Annotated in this window: 19 protein-coding genes; 7 read left to right on the plus strand and 12 right to left on the minus strand. The window is 47.5% G+C overall.

Annotation, left to right across the window (positions count from 1 at the left end; translation table 11 throughout):
* Window positions 1-2: 2 nt before the first annotated feature.
* Entirely contained in the window at window positions 3-260 is a 258-nt protein-coding gene (gene yidD, locus AC1DYT_RS07665; RefSeq protein WP_477469043.1) for a membrane protein insertion efficiency factor YidD, read from the minus strand.
* Window position 261: 1 nt separating this feature from the next.
* Window positions 262-495: a hypothetical protein gene (locus tag AC1DYT_RS07670; RefSeq protein ID WP_477469044.1), complete on the minus strand. Its 234-nt coding sequence runs from the start codon at window positions 493-495 to the stop codon at window positions 262-264.
* A gap of 361 nt (window positions 496-856) precedes the next feature.
* Here AC1DYT_RS07670 and AC1DYT_RS07675 point away from each other — a divergent pair, with 361 nt between their 5' ends.
* Both AC1DYT_RS07675 and AC1DYT_RS07680 read left to right on the plus strand, forming a co-directional pair.
* Window positions 857-2,275 carry a PAS domain S-box protein gene (locus tag AC1DYT_RS07675; RefSeq protein ID WP_477469045.1) on the plus strand — a complete coding sequence of 473 codons (1,419 nt, stop codon included), beginning with the start codon at window positions 857-859 and terminating at the stop codon, window positions 2,273-2,275.
* A gap of 85 nt (window positions 2,276-2,360) precedes the next feature.
* Entirely contained in the window at window positions 2,361-3,599 is a 1,239-nt protein-coding gene (locus tag AC1DYT_RS07680) for a cation:proton antiporter (RefSeq protein ID WP_477469046.1), read from the plus strand.
* Between the two features lie 2 nt (window positions 3,600-3,601).
* Here AC1DYT_RS07680 and AC1DYT_RS07685 read toward each other — a convergent pair whose 3' ends face one another.
* Window positions 3,602-4,675, minus strand: a complete 1,074-nt coding sequence (locus AC1DYT_RS07685) for a winged helix DNA-binding domain-containing protein (protein WP_477469047.1) — start codon at window positions 4,673-4,675, stop codon at window positions 3,602-3,604.
* 421 nt (window positions 4,676-5,096) lie between these two features.
* Here AC1DYT_RS07685 and mutS point away from each other — a divergent pair, with 421 nt between their 5' ends.
* Window positions 5,097-7,673, plus strand: a complete 2,577-nt coding sequence (gene mutS, locus AC1DYT_RS07690) for a DNA mismatch repair protein MutS (protein ID WP_477469246.1) — start codon at window positions 5,097-5,099, stop codon at window positions 7,671-7,673.
* Between the two features lie 215 nt (window positions 7,674-7,888).
* A complete protein-coding gene (locus AC1DYT_RS07695; RefSeq protein WP_477469048.1) occupies window positions 7,889-8,476 on the plus strand; it encodes a C40 family peptidase in 588 nt (195 codons plus the stop codon).
* Window positions 8,477-8,485: 9 nt separating this feature from the next.
* Here the strand turns inward: AC1DYT_RS07695 and AC1DYT_RS07700 are convergent, their stop codons facing one another.
* On the minus strand, window positions 8,486-9,229 hold the full coding sequence (locus AC1DYT_RS07700; protein ID WP_477469049.1) for a TMEM175 family protein: 744 nt from the start codon (window positions 9,227-9,229) through the stop codon (window positions 8,486-8,488).
* Between the two features lie 33 nt (window positions 9,230-9,262).
* On the opposite strand from AC1DYT_RS07700, the gene AC1DYT_RS07705 reads away from it, so the two are divergent.
* A complete protein-coding gene (locus AC1DYT_RS07705) occupies window positions 9,263-9,385 on the plus strand; it encodes a hypothetical protein (RefSeq protein WP_477469050.1) in 123 nt (40 codons plus the stop codon).
* Here AC1DYT_RS07705 and AC1DYT_RS07710 read toward each other — a convergent pair whose 3' ends face one another.
* Together AC1DYT_RS07710 and AC1DYT_RS07715 are read right to left on the minus strand one after the other, a co-directional pair.
* Window positions 9,386-11,302, minus strand: coding sequence for a DUF3857 domain-containing protein (locus AC1DYT_RS07710; protein ID WP_477469051.1), 1,917 nt, complete (start codon window positions 11,300-11,302; stop codon window positions 9,386-9,388). It lies immediately after the preceding gene.
* Window positions 11,303-13,273 (minus strand): DUF3857 domain-containing protein, encoded by a 1,971-nt coding sequence (locus tag AC1DYT_RS07715; protein WP_477469052.1) that lies wholly within the window; start codon window positions 13,271-13,273, stop codon window positions 11,303-11,305.
* 122 nt (window positions 13,274-13,395) lie between these two features.
* On the opposite strand from AC1DYT_RS07715, the gene AC1DYT_RS07720 reads away from it, so the two are divergent.
* Window positions 13,396-14,433 (plus strand): exonuclease domain-containing protein, encoded by a 1,038-nt coding sequence (locus tag AC1DYT_RS07720; RefSeq protein WP_477469053.1) that lies wholly within the window; start codon window positions 13,396-13,398, stop codon window positions 14,431-14,433.
* An 82-nt stretch (window positions 14,434-14,515) separates the two neighbouring features.
* On the opposite strand, the gene queG is transcribed toward AC1DYT_RS07720, so the two are convergent.
* Complete coding sequence (queG, locus tag AC1DYT_RS07725; RefSeq protein WP_477469054.1) at window positions 14,516-15,427, minus strand: tRNA epoxyqueuosine(34) reductase QueG; 912 nt, start codon at window positions 15,425-15,427, stop codon at window positions 14,516-14,518.
* A 170-nt stretch (window positions 15,428-15,597) separates the two neighbouring features.
* Between queG and AC1DYT_RS07730 the strand changes: the two genes are divergently transcribed.
* Window positions 15,598-15,831, plus strand: coding sequence for a hypothetical protein (locus AC1DYT_RS07730; protein WP_477469055.1), 234 nt, complete (start codon window positions 15,598-15,600; stop codon window positions 15,829-15,831).
* A gap of 41 nt (window positions 15,832-15,872) precedes the next feature.
* Here AC1DYT_RS07730 and AC1DYT_RS07735 read toward each other — a convergent pair whose 3' ends face one another.
* The 5 genes from AC1DYT_RS07735 to AC1DYT_RS07755 form a co-directional block, all read right to left on the minus strand.
* Complete coding sequence (locus tag AC1DYT_RS07735) at window positions 15,873-16,352, minus strand: nuclear transport factor 2-like protein (protein ID WP_477469056.1); 480 nt, start codon at window positions 16,350-16,352, stop codon at window positions 15,873-15,875.
* Window positions 16,353-16,386: 34 nt separating this feature from the next.
* The gene (locus AC1DYT_RS07740; RefSeq protein ID WP_477469057.1) at window positions 16,387-17,295 is read right to left on the minus strand and encodes a polysaccharide deacetylase family protein; all 909 of its coding nucleotides are present in this window, start codon (window positions 17,293-17,295) and stop codon (window positions 16,387-16,389) included.
* An 88-nt stretch (window positions 17,296-17,383) separates the two neighbouring features.
* Window positions 17,384-18,538, minus strand: coding sequence for a Gfo/Idh/MocA family protein (locus AC1DYT_RS07745; RefSeq protein WP_477469058.1), 1,155 nt, complete (start codon window positions 18,536-18,538; stop codon window positions 17,384-17,386).
* Window positions 18,539-18,556: 18 nt separating this feature from the next.
* The gene (locus tag AC1DYT_RS07750) at window positions 18,557-20,839 is read right to left on the minus strand and encodes a GH92 family glycosyl hydrolase (RefSeq protein WP_477469059.1); all 2,283 of its coding nucleotides are present in this window, start codon (window positions 20,837-20,839) and stop codon (window positions 18,557-18,559) included.
* An 86-nt stretch (window positions 20,840-20,925) separates the two neighbouring features.
* Complete coding sequence (locus tag AC1DYT_RS07755; protein WP_477469060.1) at window positions 20,926-22,425, minus strand: RagB/SusD family nutrient uptake outer membrane protein; 1,500 nt, start codon at window positions 22,423-22,425, stop codon at window positions 20,926-20,928.
* Window positions 22,426-22,438 lie beyond the last annotated feature (13 nt).

The following is a 22,438-nucleotide window of genomic DNA, read 5'->3' on the forward strand; positions in this document are numbered from 1 at the left end:
CGCTAAATATTGGTTAACTCCCGCTCCATTATCGTGTCGTCATTTAAAATAACCCAGTTTTTCCCATCGTCTGAGGTGTAAAACGCGTATTTGGGCCTACAGGTTTTGTATCTGCGCGTCAATGCTTTGCAACCACAAATAAATCCGCTTTCGCGGGTTATCCTGAATACATACTTCGAACAGGATTCTTTAAAAAGGCACGGTTTCCGGTGTTTCTTAGGAATTAACCAATAAATACGAATCAGTAACAAAAGCAGCATTTTACTCCGCTTTGGTAAAAACCAATACGTTGTAAGTGGTGCTGAACCCAGGCGTTGCGCCGATGCCGAAACATCCGTTGTTGCCGGCTACGTAAGTCTGTACAGAATCCATCCGCAGATACTGCCATCCCTGGCCGCTGTGCGAATCGATAAGGGTTTGCATTTGTGTTGCTACTGTGGCCGAAGAATCTTGTTGGGTAATCCTGGCCGTAAACGGTACTACTTTAATACTCATGATATAGTGATTAGGTTTAAGTAAGCAATATACCAAATGTTTTGCAATAACAAGATATTATCTATTTATTTTCAATTAGTTATGTTTTTTATTTGTCTCGATTTTCCTAACGCCTGAAAGGCCCGAAACAGGGACTTGACGCGTTATAGTCCGTTTTTTGGGTTGCCGAAAATTACGTCACACAAATATTTGCTGCATTTTACCGCCCCGCATCTCCAAAACACAACCGGATTTACGCAGCCGGGACCTTGTTGTATGCCACCATTTTATTCCCTATTGTATTATTCAATATAATTATTGCTAATTTTATGTAATCACTGTTACGTCGCTCTCATTTAGAGTAAGTTAAGCATATATAAGCATGGAAGAAAAGGCGGAATTGCTCAATCTATTGAACCAGCTTCAAAAAAGCGAGGAAAAATATCGCCAGCTTATAGAGCAAGCTTCAGATGCGATATATATCCTTAATTATACAGGCAATTTTACCGATGTAAACCAAAGCATGTGTAGCATGACCGGCTACACGCGCGACGAATTGTTGCAGATGACTATATTGCAGCTTATCGACCCGGAGCAGCTGAAGACAGACCCGCTTAAGTACGTGTCACCCTCGGCACCCGAAACTTCCACCGTGCGCGAGCGGCGCTTTGTACACAAAAGCGGGCTGGTGTTTGATGTTGAGGTTAACGTGAAGACGTTCCCTCAGGATAGGGTGATGGTGATAGCCCGCGATATCACCATCCGCAAGGCGATGGAAGCCAACCTGGTGAACGCCGAGCTGAAGTTCCGTACCATTGCCGACCGCTCGATGGTGGGCATCTACATCGTACAGGAAGGGAAATTCGTGTACGTTAACCCACGCTTTGCCGAAGTTTTCGGCTACACGCCGGAAGAACTGATAGGCAATTATCCCACCAGGCTAATCATACACCCCAATCACCGCGACGAGGTGAACGAAAGCATACGCGCACGCCTCAGCGGCGAGGTGGAGAGCGTACACTACGAAACCGTAGGGCAGCGCAAAGACGGTAGCAATAACTGGATTGAATTTTACGGCAGCCGGGTAATGCTTAGCGGCGTGCCCTCCATCATCGGTACTATGCTGGATATTACGGAACGGAAGCGGGCCGAGGAGCAGATACTGAAAGAAAAAGAATCGTTACTGCGGTCTGAGGCCAACCTGCAAACCATTATCAACAACACCGATACTGCCTACGCCCTGCTGGATGCCCAGTTGAACATAGTAGAATACAACAATATGGCGCTGCAATACGCGGAAAAGGAATTTAATTACGACCCAGCCCTGGGCACTAACCTTATTACCCAGATACCTGCGGATCGCAAACCAAAATTCAGGGAATATGTTACCCGGGTATTGAGTGGCTCGCCGGTAAGTTACGAGGTAAGTTATGCAGGTGGCCCCGGCAATCAGCCCATATGGTACCACGTGCGTATGTTCCCCATTGCAGGTCGCGAGCAGCAGATACTGGGGCTGGTGTTTGCAGCCACCGATATATCAGACCGTAAACGGGCCGAGTACCACCTGCAGCAGGCTTATCGCAACATTCAATATCACGTGGAAAGCATAAAAGACATGGCCTGGAAACAATCGCATCTCATCCGTAGTCCGCTGGCCAACCTAAAAGCACTGGTAGATATACTGCGTGCCGACCCTACTGACCAGAATGCCCTTGACTATCTCTCCAGCGAACTGGAAAGGCTCGACACTGTAATCATAGAAATGAGCAACGATGCTACCGGACGTACAGTTTATAATTAATGGTGGGCATTGCCGACGGTTTTTCCCTGTGTTTTACCCCGCTAAGATGGCATTTACGTTAAAAAATGGGTAAATTGCCCATGATATGAGCACACAGGAAATACTCACCATTACCATTGTACTTACGGCCCTGTTTGCCTACATCAACCACAGGTTTATCAAATGGCCGCCTACCATAGGCATTATGGTGCTTTCGCTGCTGTGTTCCATGCTGTTGGCGGCTTTTGGCAACACCAACTCTCTTTTGACCGCAAAAGCCGTTCAATTAGCCTCCTCGGTAGATTTTCAGGATGTGCTGATGAATTTTATGCTCAGTTTCCTGCTATTTGCGGGTGCTATCCATATAGATGCCGCAAGGCTAAAAAAGGAACGCTGGCCTATTATTTTGCTGGCCACCTGTGGTACCCTAATTTCTACATTTCTGGTAGGGGGGATGGTGTATGGTCTTTTCCCATTGTTTTCTATCAACATACCCTTTATTTACTGCCTGCTGTTCGGCGCGCTGATTTCGCCTACCGACCCTATTGCCGTGCTGGCCATCCTGAAAGAAGCCAAAATACCGGCATCGCTCGAGCTGAAAATTTCAGGCGAGTCGCTTTTTAACGATGGGGTGGCGGTGGTGATATTCATCAGCATAGCCGAGGTGGCCAAATCGGGCGATTTTTCGTTCGTATCTGTTGGCGTATTGTTTTTGCAGGAGGCCGTTGGCGGTTTGCTTTTCGGCGCGCTGTTGGGGTACATTGGTTACTGGGCGCTTAAACCGATAGACGATTACAAGGTAGAAGTGCTGATAACCCTGGCTATTGTTGCAGGCGGCTATTTTTTAGCAGGATACCTGCACATCTCCGGGCCGCTGGCCATGGTAGTTGCGGGCATCATCACGGGCAACAAGATAAAGCGCGAGGGGATGTCTGACGTAAGCCGCGACTACCTGGATAAATTTTGGGAACTAATAGATGAGATATTGAACGCCGTATTGTTTTTGCTGATAGGGCTGGAGATGCTGGTGATAAAGGTAAACCCGATACTGCTGATTATTGGCGGCATTGTGATCGTAATAGTGCTGCTGGCGCGATGGGTATCGGTAGCTATACCGGTTTCGTTAATGCGATTCCGCATCAAATTTGAGGATAATGCGGTGGCCATACTTACCTGGGGCGGTTTACGCGGGGGGCTTTCTGTGGCCATGGCTTTATCACTCGGAAACAACATGCACCGCGATGAGTTTGTGCTGATTACCTATATCGTAGTGGTGTTTTCTATCTTTATACAGGGGCTAACGATTGGCAAGGTGGCAAAGCGGCTGCAAAGCAAACCGCTTTAGTATTACACTATCGTAATCTGCTCTAAACCCAAAAACCTACCATAAGCTTTAGCCGCTTTTTCCACCGCTTTCAAATTCTGCTGACTTAATGCTTTGAATGGTGTAAGTTCTACTTCCAGCACATCCTTTTTAATCACTCGTTTCCAAAGCCCTTCAATTTTACCGTTGATGAGGATGGTATGGTTAAAGATGGTTCCGCGCGGGTCGACTTTACCGATGTGTTTGGCATCGATGGTAGCGCCGCGGTCTTTGTAGCTCACAATATATTCATCGTAATTGGGTAATAGCTGAATCATGTTTGTTTTAACAACAGCCGTTTCGCGCTCCATAAACCAGTAAGTATTGCCATCAACCGCATGACTGCTTAGTTTTGATTTAATGGCTTCCAACCCCGCTTTGGCATCGGTGTTGGTTAAGCCGCTCCACCAGGCAAAATCGGCTACGGTTGCCGGCCCGTGTGAGGTAAAATAGCGTAAGGCTAGCATGGCGATGGCCTCATCTTTATCCAACGGTTTAGTTTTGGGTACACGTTCGTCGAATAAGGCATAGGTAAATTGCTTCCCTTCGCGGCCGCCGCTACAAACCAGTTGTTCCAGTTCCAGGTGCTCCATAATGTGTACAAAACGTTGTTCGTTGGTGGCTATGCTATGCTGATTAAAAAAAGCAGCAATTTCATCCCGTGCCAGTTGCTGTTTGCCGTTCAGTGCTTTTACGATCAGCTTTTCACATTTGGCCAATATTTGCGCATCCAGTTGTAACTGGCGGTGATACGATGCCGCTGTTGCCTGAATGCGTTTAGCAGTAAGCTGCAGCATCCATCTTACATCTTCGGGATGTACAAAATGCCAGGTGGGCCTCAATACATGGGTGCGAATAATATTGCCGTCGGCTAAGGCCTTGTCTATCAAGCCATCAGTTGCGTTCTTCAATCGCAGGCCCAATGCCCATTTAGCACCGGCGTAATCCTGCGATTGCACGGCGCCCATATGCCTTACGATGTCGGCCGGGCTTGTAAACTCAGGGTTCAGCAAATGCTGATTTTGCAGGCGAAGCCGGGTGATGCTAAAATTACTCATGGCTATTAGTGATACACTAATATAGTTAAGGTTAGCATAATATATTTGTTTGGAGGAATTTATCCCCTAAGTTTTTTTTCTCCGTTTAAAGGAACAAAATTCCACTTGCGTTTCAGCGGTCATTGCCGTCGGTCTCAACCGCCGGGACACAGACAGGCAATTTCGCTGGCTAAAGCCGATTTTCATAACCAGGAACCCGTCGGTTGAAACCGGTGGGAATGAAGTTTCAATACTCCATTCAATCTCCCATATACGATAAACTACTTACAACTCATCATTCCCACTCACTACTCCCACCCACGTAACTAACATTGCTGCAACTTTTCCACAATGGCCTTAATGCAAAGGCAATGGATTAAATTAGCAGATTATTAAAAGCAGCGACTTGGCCAAGACTACCGAAACCAAAGAAACCCCCTTAATGCAGCAGTATAACGCCATAAAGGCTAAGTACCCCGGTGCTTTGCTGCTGTTCCGCGTGGGCGATTTTTACGAAACCTTCGGCGAGGACGCCATTAAAGCCGCCGGTATTTTGGGCATCACGCTCACCCGCCGCGGCAATGGCGCGGCGACTTTTATAGAGCTGGCCGGTTTCCCGCACCACTCGCTGGATACCTACCTGCCCAAGCTGGTGCGTGCCGGGCAGCGCGTTGCCATTTGCGACCAGCTGGAAGATCCCAAGACTACCAAGACCATTGTAAAACGCGGCGTTACCGAACTGGTTACGCCCGGCGTTGCCACCAGCGATAATATCCTGCAACAAAAGCGTAATAACTACCTGGCGTCGCTGTATTTCGAGAAGAACAGTGTAGGCATCGCGCTTATCGATATCTCTACCGGTGAGTTCCTGACGGCGCAGGGCAACAGCGGCTACATAGATAAGCTGCTGCAAAGCTACGCTCCAAGCGAGGTGATATTCCCCAAAAGCCGCCACCACGATTTCAAGGATAACTACGGTGATCGCTTTTATACCTACATGCTGGACGAATGGCCCTACAGCGGGGATTACGCACACGAAACCCTGCTAAAACATTTCGGCGTAAAATCGCTGAAAGGTTTTGGTATCGATAAACTGAACCTGGGCATCATAGCCGCCGGCGTGGCGCTGCACTACCTCAACGAAACCGAACACCGCAACCTGCAGCACATCAGCTCCATAGGCAGGATAGAGGAAGACCGGTACTTATGGCTCGACAGGTTCAGCATACGCAACCTGGAGTTGGTAGGTTCTGCTAACGAGAATGCGCTTACGTTGGTAGATGTGCTTGATCATACCTGCTCGCCCATGGGTGCACGCCTGCTGCGCCGCTGGATAGTGATGCCGCTTAAGGAGATAAAGCCCATAAACGACCGCCTGGGCGTGGTAGAATATTTTATAGCGCAGCAAGAGCTGCGCGAAACGCTGCAGCAATACATCCGCCAGATAGGTGATCTGGAGCGCCTGATAAGCAAGATCGGCCTGCAAAAGGCCAATCCGCGCGAGGTAAGCCAGCTGAAAAGAGCGCTGCTGGCGATAGCCGACATCAAAAAGATAGCAGAAACGGCCGACAGTGCCCCGTTGCGCGCCATTGGCGAACAACTGAACCCTTGCGTCACCATCTGCGAGAAGATAGCTCACGAACTGCACCCCGAGCCACCGGTAATGATCGTAAAGGGATCCGTAATAAACGACGGCATCAATGAGGAATTGGACCGCTTGCGCAAAATTGCGTTCGGCGGTAAGGGCTACCTGCTGGAGATACAGAAACGTGAGGCCGAAGCCACGGGCATACCATCGCTAAAGGTATCGTTCAATAATGTGTTCGGTTACTACCTGGAGGTTACCCACAGTCACCGTGAAAAGGTACCCACCGAATGGATACGCAAGCAAACGCTGGTAAATGCCGAACGCTACATAACGCCCGAACTTAAGGAATACGAAGAGCAGATATTAGGTGCCGAGGAAAAAATATTGGCTTTGGAGACACGCCTGTATAACGATTTGCTGTATGCGCTCGCCGAATACATCAAACCCATACAACTCAACGCGCAGCTGATTGCCCGGCTGGATGTGCTGCTGAACTTCGCTGATATATCGATCAAGAACTATTATGTGAAGCCCAATGTTACCGATAGCCGCGTGCTGGATATTAAAGGCGGCCGCCACCCCGTGATAGAAAAGAACCTGCCCCTAGGCGAGGAATACATTACCAATGATGTGTACCTGGATTCGGATTCGCAACAGATCATCATCATTACCGGGCCAAACATGGCGGGTAAATCGGCCTTGTTGAGGCAGACTGGTCTCATCGTGCTGATGGCACAGATGGGTTGTTTTGTGCCGGCCAAAGCAGCGGCCATAGGTTTGGTAGATAAGATATTTACGAGGGTGGGGGCGTCAGACAACCTCTCCTCCGGCGAATCTACCTTTATGGTGGAGATGAACGAAACCGCCAGCATCCTCAATAACCTGAGCGACCGAAGCCTGATTTTATTGGACGAGATTGGCCGCGGCACTTCTACTTATGATGGCATATCCATCGCCTGGTCAATAGCAGAATACCTGCATAATCAAACCACAGCACGCGCCAAAACGCTTTTCGCCACACATTACCACGAATTGAACGAGCTGAGCAACAGCTTCAACCGTATCAAGAATTTCAATGTTTCGGTAAAGGAGGTTGGGCAGCAAATCATCTTCCTGCGCAAACTGGTACCGGGCGGCAGCGAGCATAGTTTCGGTATACATGTAGCCAAGCTGGCCGGCATGCCGCAGAAAGTACTGATCCGCGCCAACGAGATATTGAAGAAACTGGAGAACGAACGCACCGGCGGCGAGCACATTAAAGAAAGCATTCGCAAGGTGCAGAAGCAGGCCGTGCAGATGCAGATGTTCTCGATAGACGACCCTGTGCTGGTAAAGATCCGCGATACCCTCAACAACCTCGACGTAAACACCCTAACCCCCGTAGAAGCCCTGATGAAACTGGACGAGATACAGCGGGTGATAAAGGGATGATAGATGTGCAGATTTTAACCTATCGTCTTTGCGAGCGAAGCGCGGCAATCATCGGTTTAAAGAGCAGCTTTGCAAATCCGCCCTGCATGCCGGGGATTGCCGCGCCGCCCTTTTGCGCTTCCCTTCCCTCGGCGGCTCGCAATGACGAATGTGTGGTGTTAATAAGTTTATAACATCTTCTGTAACGTTTTTGCCTTAAACGATATCTTTATCGCATGCTTTTAAAACGCTATACCAATTTAGCCTTTATTTTTGCCGCCGCTATACTATTGACTGCTTGCCACTCGCGTAAACTGACTGTACGGAACAACAACGGCCCGGGGCGCCACGGCCCTTACGTAATGGTAAAACCGGATAAGGAAATTGCCGATAAATACGCCACCATGATGGGCGTGAAGCGCAATGATGTCCAAAACGGAAGGCTATATAGTTTTATCGAAGAGTGGATGGGCACCCCTTACCGTTTTGGCGGGTTGGATAAGGACGGTATAGATTGCTCGGGCCTGGTGTACCTGTTGCAGCAACAGGTTTATGATATGCCTGTGCCACGCACCTGTGCCCTGCAGGTAAATAACATCAAACGCAAGTACGAGGAGGAGCTAAAAGAAGGCGATCTGGTGTTCTTCGATTTCGACGGGAAGCAGTTTAGCCATGTGGGCGTTTACCTGCAAAACGGTTATATCGTACATGCCAGCACCCGTCGCGGGGTGGTGGTGGTGCGCCTGCACGATAACGGTATCTACCAGTATTTCTCCCGCGCAGGCTCGGTATTGGATCCTTTACTTACCATGCCTGGCAACTAAGCAAACCGCTTAATTACTTTCCGGAGAAGGGGCGACAGCCACAGGTTTCTTTTTCCGCGAAGCGAAGAGCCTTTTTATCATGGGCTTGTCGTTGGTATCTCCCGGGTAATATTTCTTGCGGAACCGGGCCATAGCCAGGGCCCAAATGACAAATCCAACGCTGATAAACTGTGTGTCTACTTCGTAATAAACACAAAATGACACGAAAATACACAGCAAGGGCAAGGTAACGAAGTTAGTCCGTTGTGCTTTCCATTCCAAATTGGTTTCAATTTGGTGCGGTTTTATACAAAGGGTTGCAGCATGTTTAATAAGGTAGCGGGTTAACAGGGTTTGGCCCATCACGCTGAATGCTATTACATTAAAGTAAATAAAAATACCTATGGCGTTGCCCGGCCCGAGCGTTTCTGTCATTACCGATACACCGAAGGGGAAGAGCGATATGAAGAAGAGGAACACCAGGTTCCAGATGATGAGCCCTTTGCTGTAATCTTTTAAATAACTGAATATCTTGAGGTGCTTCAGCCAAAACATCCCCACAAAAAAGAACGCAGTAACGTAGCCGAACAGCCTTGGCATCAATTCAAATAAAGCATGTTTTATTTCCTTCCTTTCGGCGTGCCGAAGCCCCTCGGGCAGTTTTATCTCTAACACCATTATGGTGATGATGATCGCAAAAACTGCGTCGCTGAACAGGATTATCCGTTCCAACTGGAACTCTTTCTTTATTTCTTCTTCTTCCTTTATATCCATGGCTATAGAAAAATTGTATATTTTTGTGGTATTATGCAAAAACCAAAACAGGATTACTCTTTCTGGACTAAATATAAGCGTTTTGCAGGTACCGAGATTATGCTCTACGTCATCATGATCGTAGGCATCATTCTGGGTATCATCATTTTCCGCTAATCAGCTTTTCACCAGGCTTATGTTGTAATTATCAGTATCGGCTACTTTTTGGTAAAACTCTACCAGCTCCGCGTACAAATATTTGCTATACGTACCTTCTTTTAGCTGGATGCGCCGCGTATAAACCAATTCGCCAGCCTTGATGGTGGTCGTCATGGTAAAGCGACCGAATGGCTTATCGATGGTAACATTATCCGGTTTAAACTCGGGTTTATAGCCTACAGGCAATTTATAGGTAATCTCGTCCTCGTCGGTATAACCCCGGTTGATGTATAGTGGGGTAACACGGTTGCGTACGTCCCTTGGCGCGCGGCCGGTGCGGTTAAGCGGGTTGAGCGAGAAATAAAGCTTGCCGTTATCTGCAGTAGCGAAATCGCGGGCGTTTATCTTCAAATCCTCGGTGATTGATGGCAGGATCGCCTTATCCTGTTTAAAGTTATAGTTTATTATATCGAGGTTGTTGATGGCCGGATAAAATTTCGGGAACATTTTCAACTGCTCTACAGGTGCTTCATCAAGCATGTCTTCGCGGTTATCGTATTGGGTCCCTTTAAAAATGGTGGTAACGCTGCCTGTAAGCATACCTTTATCATCAATAGTAAAGATCGCTTTGCGCGTTTGTAAGTTTATTGGCGATGCGTAGCTGGTGGTATGCATCAACTTGCCGCCCTGCGGGGTACAGGCCAACACGTTGCGGTCGTCGGTAAAATCGCTCAGGAAACCGAATGGTATCTTTTGGCTGGTGCATTCTAAAAACGTGGTATCGTTTTTTAGCGGCAGGCATAAAATGATATGGTTGCCCTGGCCCATGCTGGGGAAATCGGGCATCAGGCTTACTTTCTCGCTACCAGCTTCCACTACGCAATACCACGAATCTATCCCCACCGCACTAAGCAGGGCCTGTGTATAATTCACCAGGGCTTTGCAATCGCCGTAGCTTGTACGGTCTACATCAGCCGCCAAAAAAGGCTGATAACCGCCAATGCCCACCTGCACACTGATGTACCGGGTTTTCGATTGCATGTACTCATATATTTTTTTTGCCTTTAGCTTTGGGTCGGTAATGTTGGCGGTAAGTTGCTTTACGAATTCTACGGTAGGGGTAGGCAGGGCCTTGCGGCTGGCCAGTAATTTATCGTAAGTCCATTGCCCTAGTTCTTTCCAGTTGCTAAAGCTGCCGCTAATACCTTCGTATTTAAAATCCTGCGGGGCAATTTTTACCATACTAAGGTATTCCTCTTCGTTGGGGCTATAGGGCTCGTATCGGAATGCCTTGATGCCGCTCACCTGCCAGGTGTAGGTTTTGAGCCCTTCTTTAGTGCTGCCGATGGCCACTTTTGCCGGCATATTTATCTCTTTATACCTTATTTTGAACGATGGGCTGCAAGCAAAAGTGAAGGTGCTTTTTTCCACAGCCATGCCCGATGAGGAATTGGGCCGCCAATCATCAAAATTGAGGGATTGTTTTGAGCGTTGCTCGTACTCGTACTCTATGGTGTAGGGATATGAACCAATAGATGGTATGAAATGCTTCAGCCGGGAATCATCGAACAGCGAGTAGCTCGCCGTGGCGCTTTGGTCGGCAAAATCTTTTTCACTGAATTTGCTTATCTGCTTGCCGAATTCGTTGTAAGTAAAGCCCTTTACGCTGCGGATAGGATTGCTTTTATTATACCATAACACGATTCGGGCAATATCGTCGCCGTTTTTGTTGAGTACGGTTATGGCTTTTTTTATATGGTAAATGGTATTGTCATCGTCCTTTACCTCAATATTCACTTCTTCGTTGCGCACTACGGCACTGGCATAGGGCAGCAGGTTTTTTGGGATAAGGCTTACATCATAATTTTGCTGCGACTGAGCCTGCGAAGCTATAGCCAGCATCAGCATAAAAAACACCGAACAGATTAGTTTCATTTACTTCTTTTTAAACACGATTTCGCCTTTTTCGGTGGCCACAATTTTGTTAAATAATTCCTTTAAGTAGGGGTATTCTTCCGGCTCGTATATCGTTTTGGTCAATTGAAAAACGTTAGAAAACGTAAAGTTGTTCCCCTCGCCGGCAAAATTGGTGATGAATTTGCCACCCTTGTTGGGTAAGCTGATGGCGATACCCTGCGGCGCGCTATCAATAACATAATCTGCCGGCAGGTGCATATTGAGAGTGAAACGGTCGTCTGACGACATGCCCAAATCTACGGGATAGTTGCGGTCCTCCAACTTAAAAGGGTTAGCGGTTATTCTATCGAAAAAGAATGGGTTGAAGGCAAGTTTGTTGTGGTTTAAATTATCGAAGGCATCAATCTCTACCTCATATTTTTCGGTGATGGGCATATCCAAACTATCTACATTGCTGATCGCCGATGTAAGGATTTTTGTTTTTACCAGCTTGTCGTCTAAATTCTCCACGTATTCGTCCAATGTGTTGAATTTTTTTATCGCCTTCCTTCTATCGTAGGCCTCGTAGCCAAAATAGTAGGTGGTGATAGTGCCTTTTAATTTGCCGTTGCTTTGTAGGGTAAGGTCGTAAGAGCTGGTTTGGGCTTTGCGTTGGCTAGGGGTAAGGTCTATCCAGTAGCTGGGTTTATCCAGGCTCATTACGCGGCCCTGGTCGTTGAGGCATTTAAGTGGCAGCATATCAAAGGATAACAGCGGGTCTGATGCATCAAGCATATAGCTTTTATCAGCAATATTCACCTTTGCCACCACGTAGTTGAAATCATCCTCTACCGGGTAAAGTTTATTTACTACGCCATTGGCACGGGTGCTTAGCAACACCGCTTCGGCATTAAGGCCAGCCGCGCCAAGCGCGGTTACCAAAGTTAGGTTGATATCGCCCACAGTGCCGGCATGGCTATCAAGTGCCTTGCGTATGCCTTCGCTGCCGAACGAATAGATATTGTTCCACTTGATTGTTTTCTGGATGTAGGCAAAAACGGCTTTGGCTTTTTCCAGTTCATCTTTTTTGCCTGAAATTATGGGTAGTATATAAGGTTTTAGCTGGTCTTTCTTTTTTAGCTGTGAGCCAAAGTAATCCGCATGTTTCAGGTTGAAGTCAACGTCTTTCCATTCTTTTGTGTACTTGGTTTTTACGCCGGTATCGAAATTCGTCCATTCGGAAAGCTCGAAATAAATTGCCGACATGAAATTCTTCGGCGCTGTCATGTTATCCTCTTCTATGAATGCCGGGATATCCGCCATCTGGAACGTCATATGCGAGCAATCGGCCTTAGCACCGTGGCGGGTAAAACATTCTTTTTCTATGTCCGCCGTATTTTTGGTGAGTTTATAAGGTCCCCTCAAAGAGATGTTGAAATTCCAGAATCCCGGGATATGCACCTCATACAAGGAATTTATTTTGGGTATATCGTCCTGGAATTTCCATGTCGGTATAACCCATTGGGTGCTGGTAAACTCGTATTTATATTCAATTATGCTGCCCGCTTTAAGGTTGGGCATGGTAAACTTCAGCGTTTTCCAGTATTTGTTTTCGGTTGTAGTAAAGGCCGCTTTGTTACCCAGTTCAGTAGTTTGTACATTGCCGTTTTCGTCGGTATAGGTGGTGATGCCTTTAAGGTCGTTCACTTGTTCATCGCCATACTTTAATATCCGCAGCGGTATTTCTACCGTGCCTTTATCAAAGCCTTTGGTGTTGATTATCTTTATCTTAACGTGGTAGTTGTAAATAACTTTGAGCACCTCGTCGCTTGCGATGGTAATTTGCGCATTGCCGTATTCGTTTAAAACAACGGCCCGGGCGGCGGTGTCTTTAGCGTATTTTTTCATGCTAAGGTCCTGGGCACTAACATCGCCATAGGTAAAATCCTGGCTGCGGGCGAGGGTGCTTGTTAGGATGAACGTGAATAGTAGGAGTAAGATTTTTCTCATGCAGGTTTAAGTTAATTTCGGAGGCTTGAAAATAAGCAATTATCGGGTTAATTTAATCATAAAAATAAACTACCGAAAATTTTAAGGTTTTTGCCACCTTTGCAGTCCCGACCCGAACAACCATGAAATTAAATTTAAAACGGCCCCTTGCCTTTTTCGACCTGGAAACCACCGGTACAAATATCGGCACCGACCGTATAGTAGAAATATCCGTAATAAAACTTAACCCCGACGGCAGCGAAGAGGTTGCTACCTGGCGCGTACATCCGGGTATCCCTATTCCGCTGGAATCATCTATCGTACACGGTATTTATGATGAGCACATCAAAGATGAAAAGCGTTTTCATGAATTGGGTGTGGACATAGCCGCTTTTATAGGCGATAGCGACCTCGCAGGCTATAACAGCAATAAATTCGACATCCCGATGCTAATGGAGGAATTCCTGCGCGCCGGTATCCTGTTCGATTTAGAGAACCGCTACTTTGTAGATGTACAGAATATTTTCCACCAGATGGAACAGCGCACCCTGCGGGCAGCTTATAAATTTTATTGCGATAAAGACATTATAAACGCCCACAGTGCCGAGGCAGATACCCGCGCAACGATGGAAGTTTTGCTTGCCCAGGTAGAGCGTTATGTAGATACCGAATACGAAGACAAAAAAGGCGTGCGCAGCAAGCCGGTAACCGGCGATGTAGAGGAGTTGCACAAATTTACCAACCTTAGCCGTCCGGTTGATTTTGCCGGCCGGATGGTTTACAACGAGGAAGGCGAAGAACTGATAAACTTTGGCAAGCACAAAGGCAAAAGGGTAGAAGACGTGCTGAACGTGGAACCAAGCTACTACTCCTGGATGATGCAGGGCGATTTCCCTTTATACACCAAGCGTAAACTGGAAGGTATATACAAACGCTGGAGCGCTAAAAAAGCAGCCGAGAAACTGGCCGCAAGGCCGGCACAACAAAACGTGCCACAAGCCGTTGACACCAAACAGGCCGCGCCTAAGCCAACCTTCAGTAACAACGCACCTAAAACAACGCCACAAATCAACAGGCCACACTTTAATAACAACCAGCCAGCTAAAAAGAAAGACGAGCCGTCTAAGCCTATTGACGATGATATGCTGAAGTTGCTGGCCAATAAATTTGGGAAGAGTTAGCCCCCCACCCCCCTGAAGGGGGAGCTTTAGTAAAAAATAAGCCCGTCTATTCATTTAGATGGGCTTTTATTTTGCTCCCCTTTCAGGGGGCCGGGGGGCTCAAAAACGATATATTCCTTTTCAGCCCCTCGAATTTGGTGCGTTTTACAGCGGAATTCTTGAATACTTTCTGGAACACATCCTGCGTAATATCTTCCCAATCATCCTGCTTCATGCCAAGTAATTCGGGGTGCGGGGTAAAGGCCGGTTCGGTGTGGATTACCGAGAAACGGTTCCATGGGCAAACATCCTGGCAAATATCGCAGCCGAACATCCAGTTATCCATTTTGCCTTTAAACTCCGCGGGTATTTCGTCCTTCAATTCGATGGTGAGGTAAGAGATGCAGCGGCTGCCATCAACCACGTAAGGGCCAACAATGGCATCGGTGGGGCAGGCATCTATACATCGGGTGCAGGTGCCGCAATGGTCGGCAGTGGGTTCCACGTCATATTCCAGGTCGATATCTACGATGAGTTCCGCCAGGAAAAAGAAAGAACCAGCCTGCTTATTCAACAAATTGGCGTTTTTGCCTACCCAGCCTAAGCCGGCTTTTTTGGCCCAGGCTTTATCCAAAACAGGTGCCGAATCTACAAACGCCCGGCCGCCAACTTCGCCAATTTCGCGGTTGATAAAGGCTAACAATTGCTTTAGCTTATCTTTTATAACAAAATGATAATCAGCGCCATAAGCGTACTTACATATTTTAGGAGATGACGCGTCAGTTTGCTGTTCGTCGGTGTAATAATTCAGAGCTACCGAGATTACCGATTTTGCGCCGTCTACCAGCAGGCGCGGGTCCAGCCGTTTATCGAAATGGTTTTCCATGTAGCGCATCTCGCCATGCATGCCTTTGTTTAGCCATGTTTCCAGGCGTGGGGCCTCCTCCTCTAAAAACTCCGCTTTGGCAATGCCGCAAAACATGAAGCCCAGGTTTTTAGCCTCGGTTTTAATCATTTGCGAATAAGATGAACGGTTTTGCAGCATTGCGGCAAAGATACGGAGGAAAGTCGGAAAAGTAGGGGAAGTCAGTAAAGCCTCGATTTCCGATCTTTTGGACTCCCCCCAAAACTTGGTACGGTTTTTTCTATCTATAGGTTAATAACATCAACCTTAAATTTAAAAATATGGAAACGACAATAGAAAAATTCGACCGCGCCAACAATCAGGGCAAGAACCACGATATTAAAGGCAATGTGGCCAACGTGGATAACGAAACGTTAAGGCAAGACGGCGCAGACGCCGACAAAGCTAAAGAAATACTTACCGTTACACCGGATAACGATAACGAAGAACTGGAAAACCCGCAGCCCCAGAATTCATCGAACAAAGGGCAGGGGCCGGCTGGCGAAAACCTGTAAAAACAACAAAGCCTCTTCTGGCACGGAAGAGGCTTTGTTGTTTAGTTGCCGTTATGGTAGGCCATCTTGTTTACATAGGTGGCCTCGCTGCTTATCTGGTTCTTATCGTCTATGCGGAAAATGCTGGCCTTGCGCACATCATAACGTACATTGCCGTTGTCTTTATCCTTTAAGCCGATTACATCGTATTCAACCACCACTGTACTATCGGTATTGATAGTTTTATCAACCAGGTATTTAGCATCCGGCGATACATAAAACTCCAGGTGGAATATTTCATCGGCACCGGTAGGGCCGTTTGCCGTACCCTTCCAATCGCTACTGGTGATATTAGCTTTAGGCCCGTACTGGCTTACCAGGCTTTTCAGGTCGTGATCGTTAAGATACCTGAAGTGTTCTTGTATCAGTAACGCTGATTGTGCTTTCCTGTCTACGACAGGTTTTTCGGGTTGCTGGTTGCACGCAGCCAAAACGGCGACAGCGCACACTGCGAGTAAAGCGTAACGGGATGTGATATGCATGGCTAAAGATAAAAGCTTTTAACTAAAGCCGCTATTAAAAGCTATTCTTTATAGCGTTGCCCAACGTTTTGGTGCTCCAGTAGCCGCTATCCAATATGCGTCTTACGGTAAGCAAAGGGTACTCCGGGTCGCGTTTATCAGCCAGCTGAAAAGCCATCTTAAAGCCTCTTTGCTGTATTTCGGGCAACACAGGCTTTTTCCATATACCGAATGGGTAAGCAAAGTAGATGATTTTTTTGCCGGTTATTTCTTCCAGTTTCTTGGTCGGCTTATCTATCTGGGTAACCCAATCGTCAACCGGGCGGTAGGTTATTTTGCCGTTTTTGCCTTTTATCTGGAAAACACCGTTATGGGTGTATTTATCCACGCGGTGATGATCCCAGGTGTGGCTGGCAATTACGTTACCGGCATCTGATAATTGTTTAACCATATCGGCTGTCATATAACGCGGGCGACCTATAGATACCGTCATCACAAAATAAACAGCTTTGAAGCCATACTTTTTCAGCTCAGGCGCAGCGATGGTAAACTGGTCAAGGTCGGTATCATCGAACGTGAGCATGATAGGTTTTTTGGGCAATGCTGCGCCGGTTGTAAGATAGTTGTACAATTGGTCGGGCAGAATGGTGTGATAACCGCTATCGGCCAGCATCTTGATATGCTCCTTAAAAGCCGCAATTTGTACGATGTAATCTTTCGCGCCTTTGCTGTCGGTAGCTTTCCAATCGCGTATTTGGTGATAGCACAGGATAGGCACCTGCTTGCGTGCCAACACGGCCGCATTATCAACTGGCCCTGTTGCCAATTTAACAGAAGCGGGTACCGCAGTAGTTTGCGCTGTACCCACGGTATCAGCGTCTTTGTCGGTTGAAGATGGCTTAGACTGGCAGGAAACCATGCCTAAAATACAGAGCGGCAGCAGGACAGAAAGTTGTTTGAACATAGCGCAGATGGTTGTTTATTTTTACAGGCCGCTAAAATAATACAATTCTAAAGGATATATTATTAACTGTTAATAAATATCACAGAATTTAAAGCACGATGCGCTTGCCCTCGGCAATGGAGCGTTTGGCGGCATCTAATATCTGCATCACAACCATGTTATACTTTAGCGAGGAGCGGTCGTTGATGCCCAATAGCCTGTTTTTAAGCACTAATTGCAGGTAGGTTACCGGGTTATCCAAGGGCGGCTCCAGCGTGTTGGTGATAGCTGCGTTGCTGCTATTATCGTTTATGCGGGTGAGCGTATTGCTCCGGTCGAACGCGTGCATATAGCCCTTATCCCCAAAAACTTCAAGATCTTTGATAGAGAAGGGCCAGTTCCATGATGCTTCTATGAGGCCGGTAGCCGTAGGGTATTCTATCACGATGTTTACGTCGTCTTCCACCTTGGGGTAAACGCTCAGCTTAAAATGGCGGGCAACGGCGGTTACGGCAACGGGGCGTTGGCCATCCATCAGCCAGGTCATCAGGTCGGCGCCATAGCAGCCAAAATCTATCAGGGCGCCGCCGCCGTTCAGGTCGGGGTCGGTAAGCCAGCTCAGGAATTCATTGCTGCATCCAATTTCCTTTGGCCCCTGGTGACCATCGTGCACCACCATTTTGCGTATCTGGCCAAGGCTATCCTTCGATGCCATATTGTACACATGCTGGTAAGAAGGGTACCAGGTGGTTTCGTAATTGGTGAGCAGTTTAATGTAGTATTTCAGCGCCAAAAACTCCATCCGTTTGGCCTGTGCAAGGGTAGCAGCCAATGGTTTTTCTACCATGACGCTGATACCCAGCGGCGCGCATATCTCCACGATATCTATATGCTTAGCCACCGGGTTGTAACCCAAAACGGCTTCGGGCTTGGTAGCCAGCACCATCTTCTTTAGGTCGTCGTAAAAGATAGAATCGGGCAGGTGGTATTTTTCCTGGTATTTGGCGCGCAACTGCTTATCGGCTTCGGCTATACCTACTATAATTACCTTGCCTTGTTGGTAGTCGCTCAGGATGCCGTTGACATGGTCGTGCGCCATACCGGCAATGGCCAGCCTGGTAGTGCTTAGCAATACCGGGGCAACCTGCGGCGTAGTTACAGTCGGCTCTACAGGTTTTACTTTTGCAGTATCCTGCGCAAATGAAATTGATTTAAATGCACCCGCAAGGATGGCCAGGCAAATTAAAAATCGCGTTAATTTCATAGGACAAACTTAGCTGTTTTATTTTTCGGTTGATAACGAATACGGTGCCGCTGCTGTTTTGGTACCCCTTGTTTTATTTGGCGTTGCCGACATGTTGAAGTTAAGCACAGCGCCTTTCAGCAAATCGGCATGATTTAGCCAGTTAAGGTCGTATGCCTTGCCGTTTACGCTGAGCGATTGCACATAGGTATTTGCCGCGCTGTTGTTCGGCGCATTTATTACCACGGTTTTGCCGTTGTCCAGCGTAAGCGTAAGTTTTTTGAACAATGGCGTGCCTATTACGTACTGGCCGCTGCCCGGGCAAACCGGGTAAAAGCCCATTGCCGAGAATACATACCAGGCCGATGTTTGGCCGTTATCCTCATCGCCGCAGTAGCCGTCCGGCGTGGCTTTGTAAAGTTTGTTCATCACATCACGTACGTGTACCTGGGTTTTCCAGGGTTGGCCGGCGTAGTTGTAAAGGTAGGTCATGTGCTGTATGGGTTGGTTGCCGTGGGCGTACTGGCCCATGCCGGCAATTTGCATCTCGCGTATCTCGTGGATCACTTCGCCGTAATAGCTATCATCGAAAACCGGCGGGAGGGACCATACCGAATCGAGCTTGGCCACGAATTTCTGTTTGCCGCCCATCAGATCAATAAGGCCCTGTATATCGTGGAAAACGCTCCAGGTGTAGTGCCAGCTGTTACCCTCGGTAAAAGCATCACCCCATTTGAAGGGACTGAAGGGGCTCTGGAATTTACCATCTCTGTTTTTGCCGCGCATGAAACCTGTTGACGGGTCGAACAGGTTTTTATAGTTCATGCTGCGTTTTTTGTACAGGTCTATTTCTGATGCAGGGCGGTTTAAAGCTTTGCCCAACTTGTATATGGTAAAATCGTCATAAGCATACTCAAGCGTACGCGCCGCGTTCTCGTTTATCTTCACATCATAAGGTACATAACCCAGGGTGTTGTAGTAATCTACGCCGTCGCGGCCGGTAGCTGCGGGGCCATCGTTGTTTGCGCCATGTATCAATGCCTGGTAAAGGGTGTTGATGTCATACCCGCGGAGGCCTTTAAGGTAAGCATCTGCCACTACCGATGCCGAGTTGTTGCCAACCATTACGTCTGAATAGCCGGGGCTGCTCCACTCGGGCAGCCAGCCGCCTTCTTTATAATCGTTTACCAAACCAGCCTGCATTTCTTTATTGATGGCCGGGTACACCAAATTCAGGAAGGGGTAAAGGGCGCGGAACGTATCCCAGAAACCAGTACCTGCAAATTTATAGCCCGGCTTAACGGTGCCATCCTGTGCGCTCCAGTGTATGGGTTGGTTTTTGGCATCCAGTTCATACATTTTGTTGGGGAAGAAGAGCATGCGGTACAGGCAAGAGTAAAAGGTACGTGTTTGGTCTACCGTACCGCCTTCTACCGCTAAACGGCTAAGGGTTTTGTTCCAGGTGGCTTTTGCTTTGGCGCAGGTTGCATCAAAGCTTTCTTTGCCAATTTCGCGTTGCAGGCTTATTTCTGCTTGTTCTAAGCTGATGAACGATGATGCTACGCGCAGATGCACTTTTTCGCCTTTAGCAGTTTTAAAACCTATAACGGCGCTTACATGCTTGGCGCTAAGCTCGGTCCCCTCGGTAAGCGTGCTATCGCTAAACAACTGCGCCATGCCGATTGGTTTATCTACATAAATAACAAAGTAATTCTTGAAGTTTTTTAACGGCCCACGGGCGTATTTGGTAGAGTAGCCTGTGATTTTACCGGCACCCCGGTCAACCTTAATATATGAGCCTTTATCGAAAGCATCTATTACGATGTACGAGCTATCGCTTTTTGGGTAGGTAAACCTGAATTGTGCACCGCGCTCGGTAGCGGTGATTTCGGTAGTTACGTCATGGTCGGCCAGGTAAACGCTGTAATAGTACGGCTTGGCTATTTCTGTTTTGTGCGAAAACCAACTTTGGCGGCCATTTTGCGTAACTTTTAGTTTGCCCGTGATGGGCATAATGGCAAACTGCCCGTAATCGTTCATCCATGGCGATGGTTGGTGCGTTTGCTTAAAGCCGTTTATTTTATATGCATCGTAGGTGTATTGCCATCCGTCGCCCATTTTGCCGGTTTGGGGTGTCCAAAAGTTCATGCCCCAAGGCAAAGCTATGGCAGGGTAGGTGTTGCCGTTGCTCAGGTCGTATTTAGATTGGGTACCCATCAATGGGTTTATCCATTCAACCGGGTCGGTTATTTTTGGTGCCTGCTGGGCGAAAGTGCTGGTTGCTAATAGTATCGAACTTAATACAAGGAAGCTTTTTTTCATATGTGAGATAATAATAGGTAAAAGTAAGCCGGCTGTAAATATAAAAGACTGGCGGGGTATTGCCAGTCTTTTATATTGTAAAATTATTACCACCCCGGGTTTTGCGTGAGTTTTGTGTTGGTATTTATTTCCCGTTGTGGAATGGCCCACAAGTAGTACTGGCTCTTCATGGTTACGCCTTGTTCGTTCGGCGTAGAAGTGGCTTCACCGAAGATGTTATTCTTTACATCGTAGATCTTATGCGTGCGCTGTATATCAAAGTAAGCCTTGTCTTCGTAAGCCAGTTCGTGATAACGCTCGCGCCAAACTTCTTCCCTAAAAGTTTCCTTAGATAATGCGCCTATGGGAGCAAGTTGAGCGCGCGCCCGTATTTTATTCAGCTGCGCAATAGCCGTTGCATTTGGGCCGCCTTCGGCTTCGTTACTTGCTTCAGCATATATCAGCATTGCTTCGGGCAGGCGCAGCAAAGTGTAGTTCTCGTCGCTTTTACCATTACCCAGGGCGCTCTCCACATGGAAGTATTTATAAAGCGCGTGTTCGCCAAATTGGATAATGGTTCCGGGGTCTTTATCCTTGGGATAACTGGAGAAATAAAACTGCCTTTCCTGAGTACGAAGATCGCCGGCGGGGTAGCTGGCAACAAATTCGTTTGTAGGTATCATAGCACCCAGGTGGTCGCCGTAGGCACCAACCTGCAGATTGAACGGCAGCGTTAGCTGCGGGATAGCATTTTCGCGCACACCCACCAGGTAATTGATCTGGAAGATAAGTTCGCCGGTGTTTTTATGCGCGTTATCGTGCAGGTAGTCGTACTTATCAAACAGGGTATACTGGTTTAACACAGGTAAAACTTCCCGTGCGGCCAGGGCGTAGTTTTCTGGTTTATTTAAAGGGAAGCCCGCCATGGTTAAATATACGCTGCCAAGCAGTGTGCGCACAGCACCAAGCGATGTGCGACCTGTTTCGTCTTTTTCTGCCATGCCCGAAGCCTTTGCCGCTTGCAGGTCGGTTACAATCTGCGCGTATACATCGGCAATAGGGGTACGGGTGGGGTACAGGTTCTCGCTGTTTATGGCAACCGGCTCGGTAATTAAAGGCACATCGCCATAAAGCCTCACCAGGTGATAATAAAAGAACGCCCTTAAAAAGTACGCCTCGCCCAGCAGGCGTTTTTTTGCTGCATCATCCATACTGATCTTGGGGATGTTCGCAATAGCGATGTTAGCATTAGAAATAGCGTTGTAGCTATTAGCCCAAACCGTTTGAAAACCCGGATTAACCGAACTGGTGGTCTGGGTTATAACCGCCCTGTTGTTTACGCTTTGGCCCAACGAAGTGGCGTGGCCGGCAAAAAGTTCGATAGTGATAAAGGGGCTTTCGCCGTACGCATCACCATTTAAGAACATGTAAAGAGATGTGTATATACCGTTTACAAAGGTTTGTGCCTGCGATGCTGTTGTAAAGTAATTGTCCTTTACAAAATTCCCTTTATTTTCCTCGTCGAGGTATTTTCTGCAGCTGCCAAAGGGCATAGCAAGGATCAGTAATAGCAAACCGACCCTGTATTTTTTTAAGTTAAACTTCATAATAGCGTATATT

The sequence above is a fragment of the Mucilaginibacter sp. P1_D10 genome, assembly GCF_056406215.1.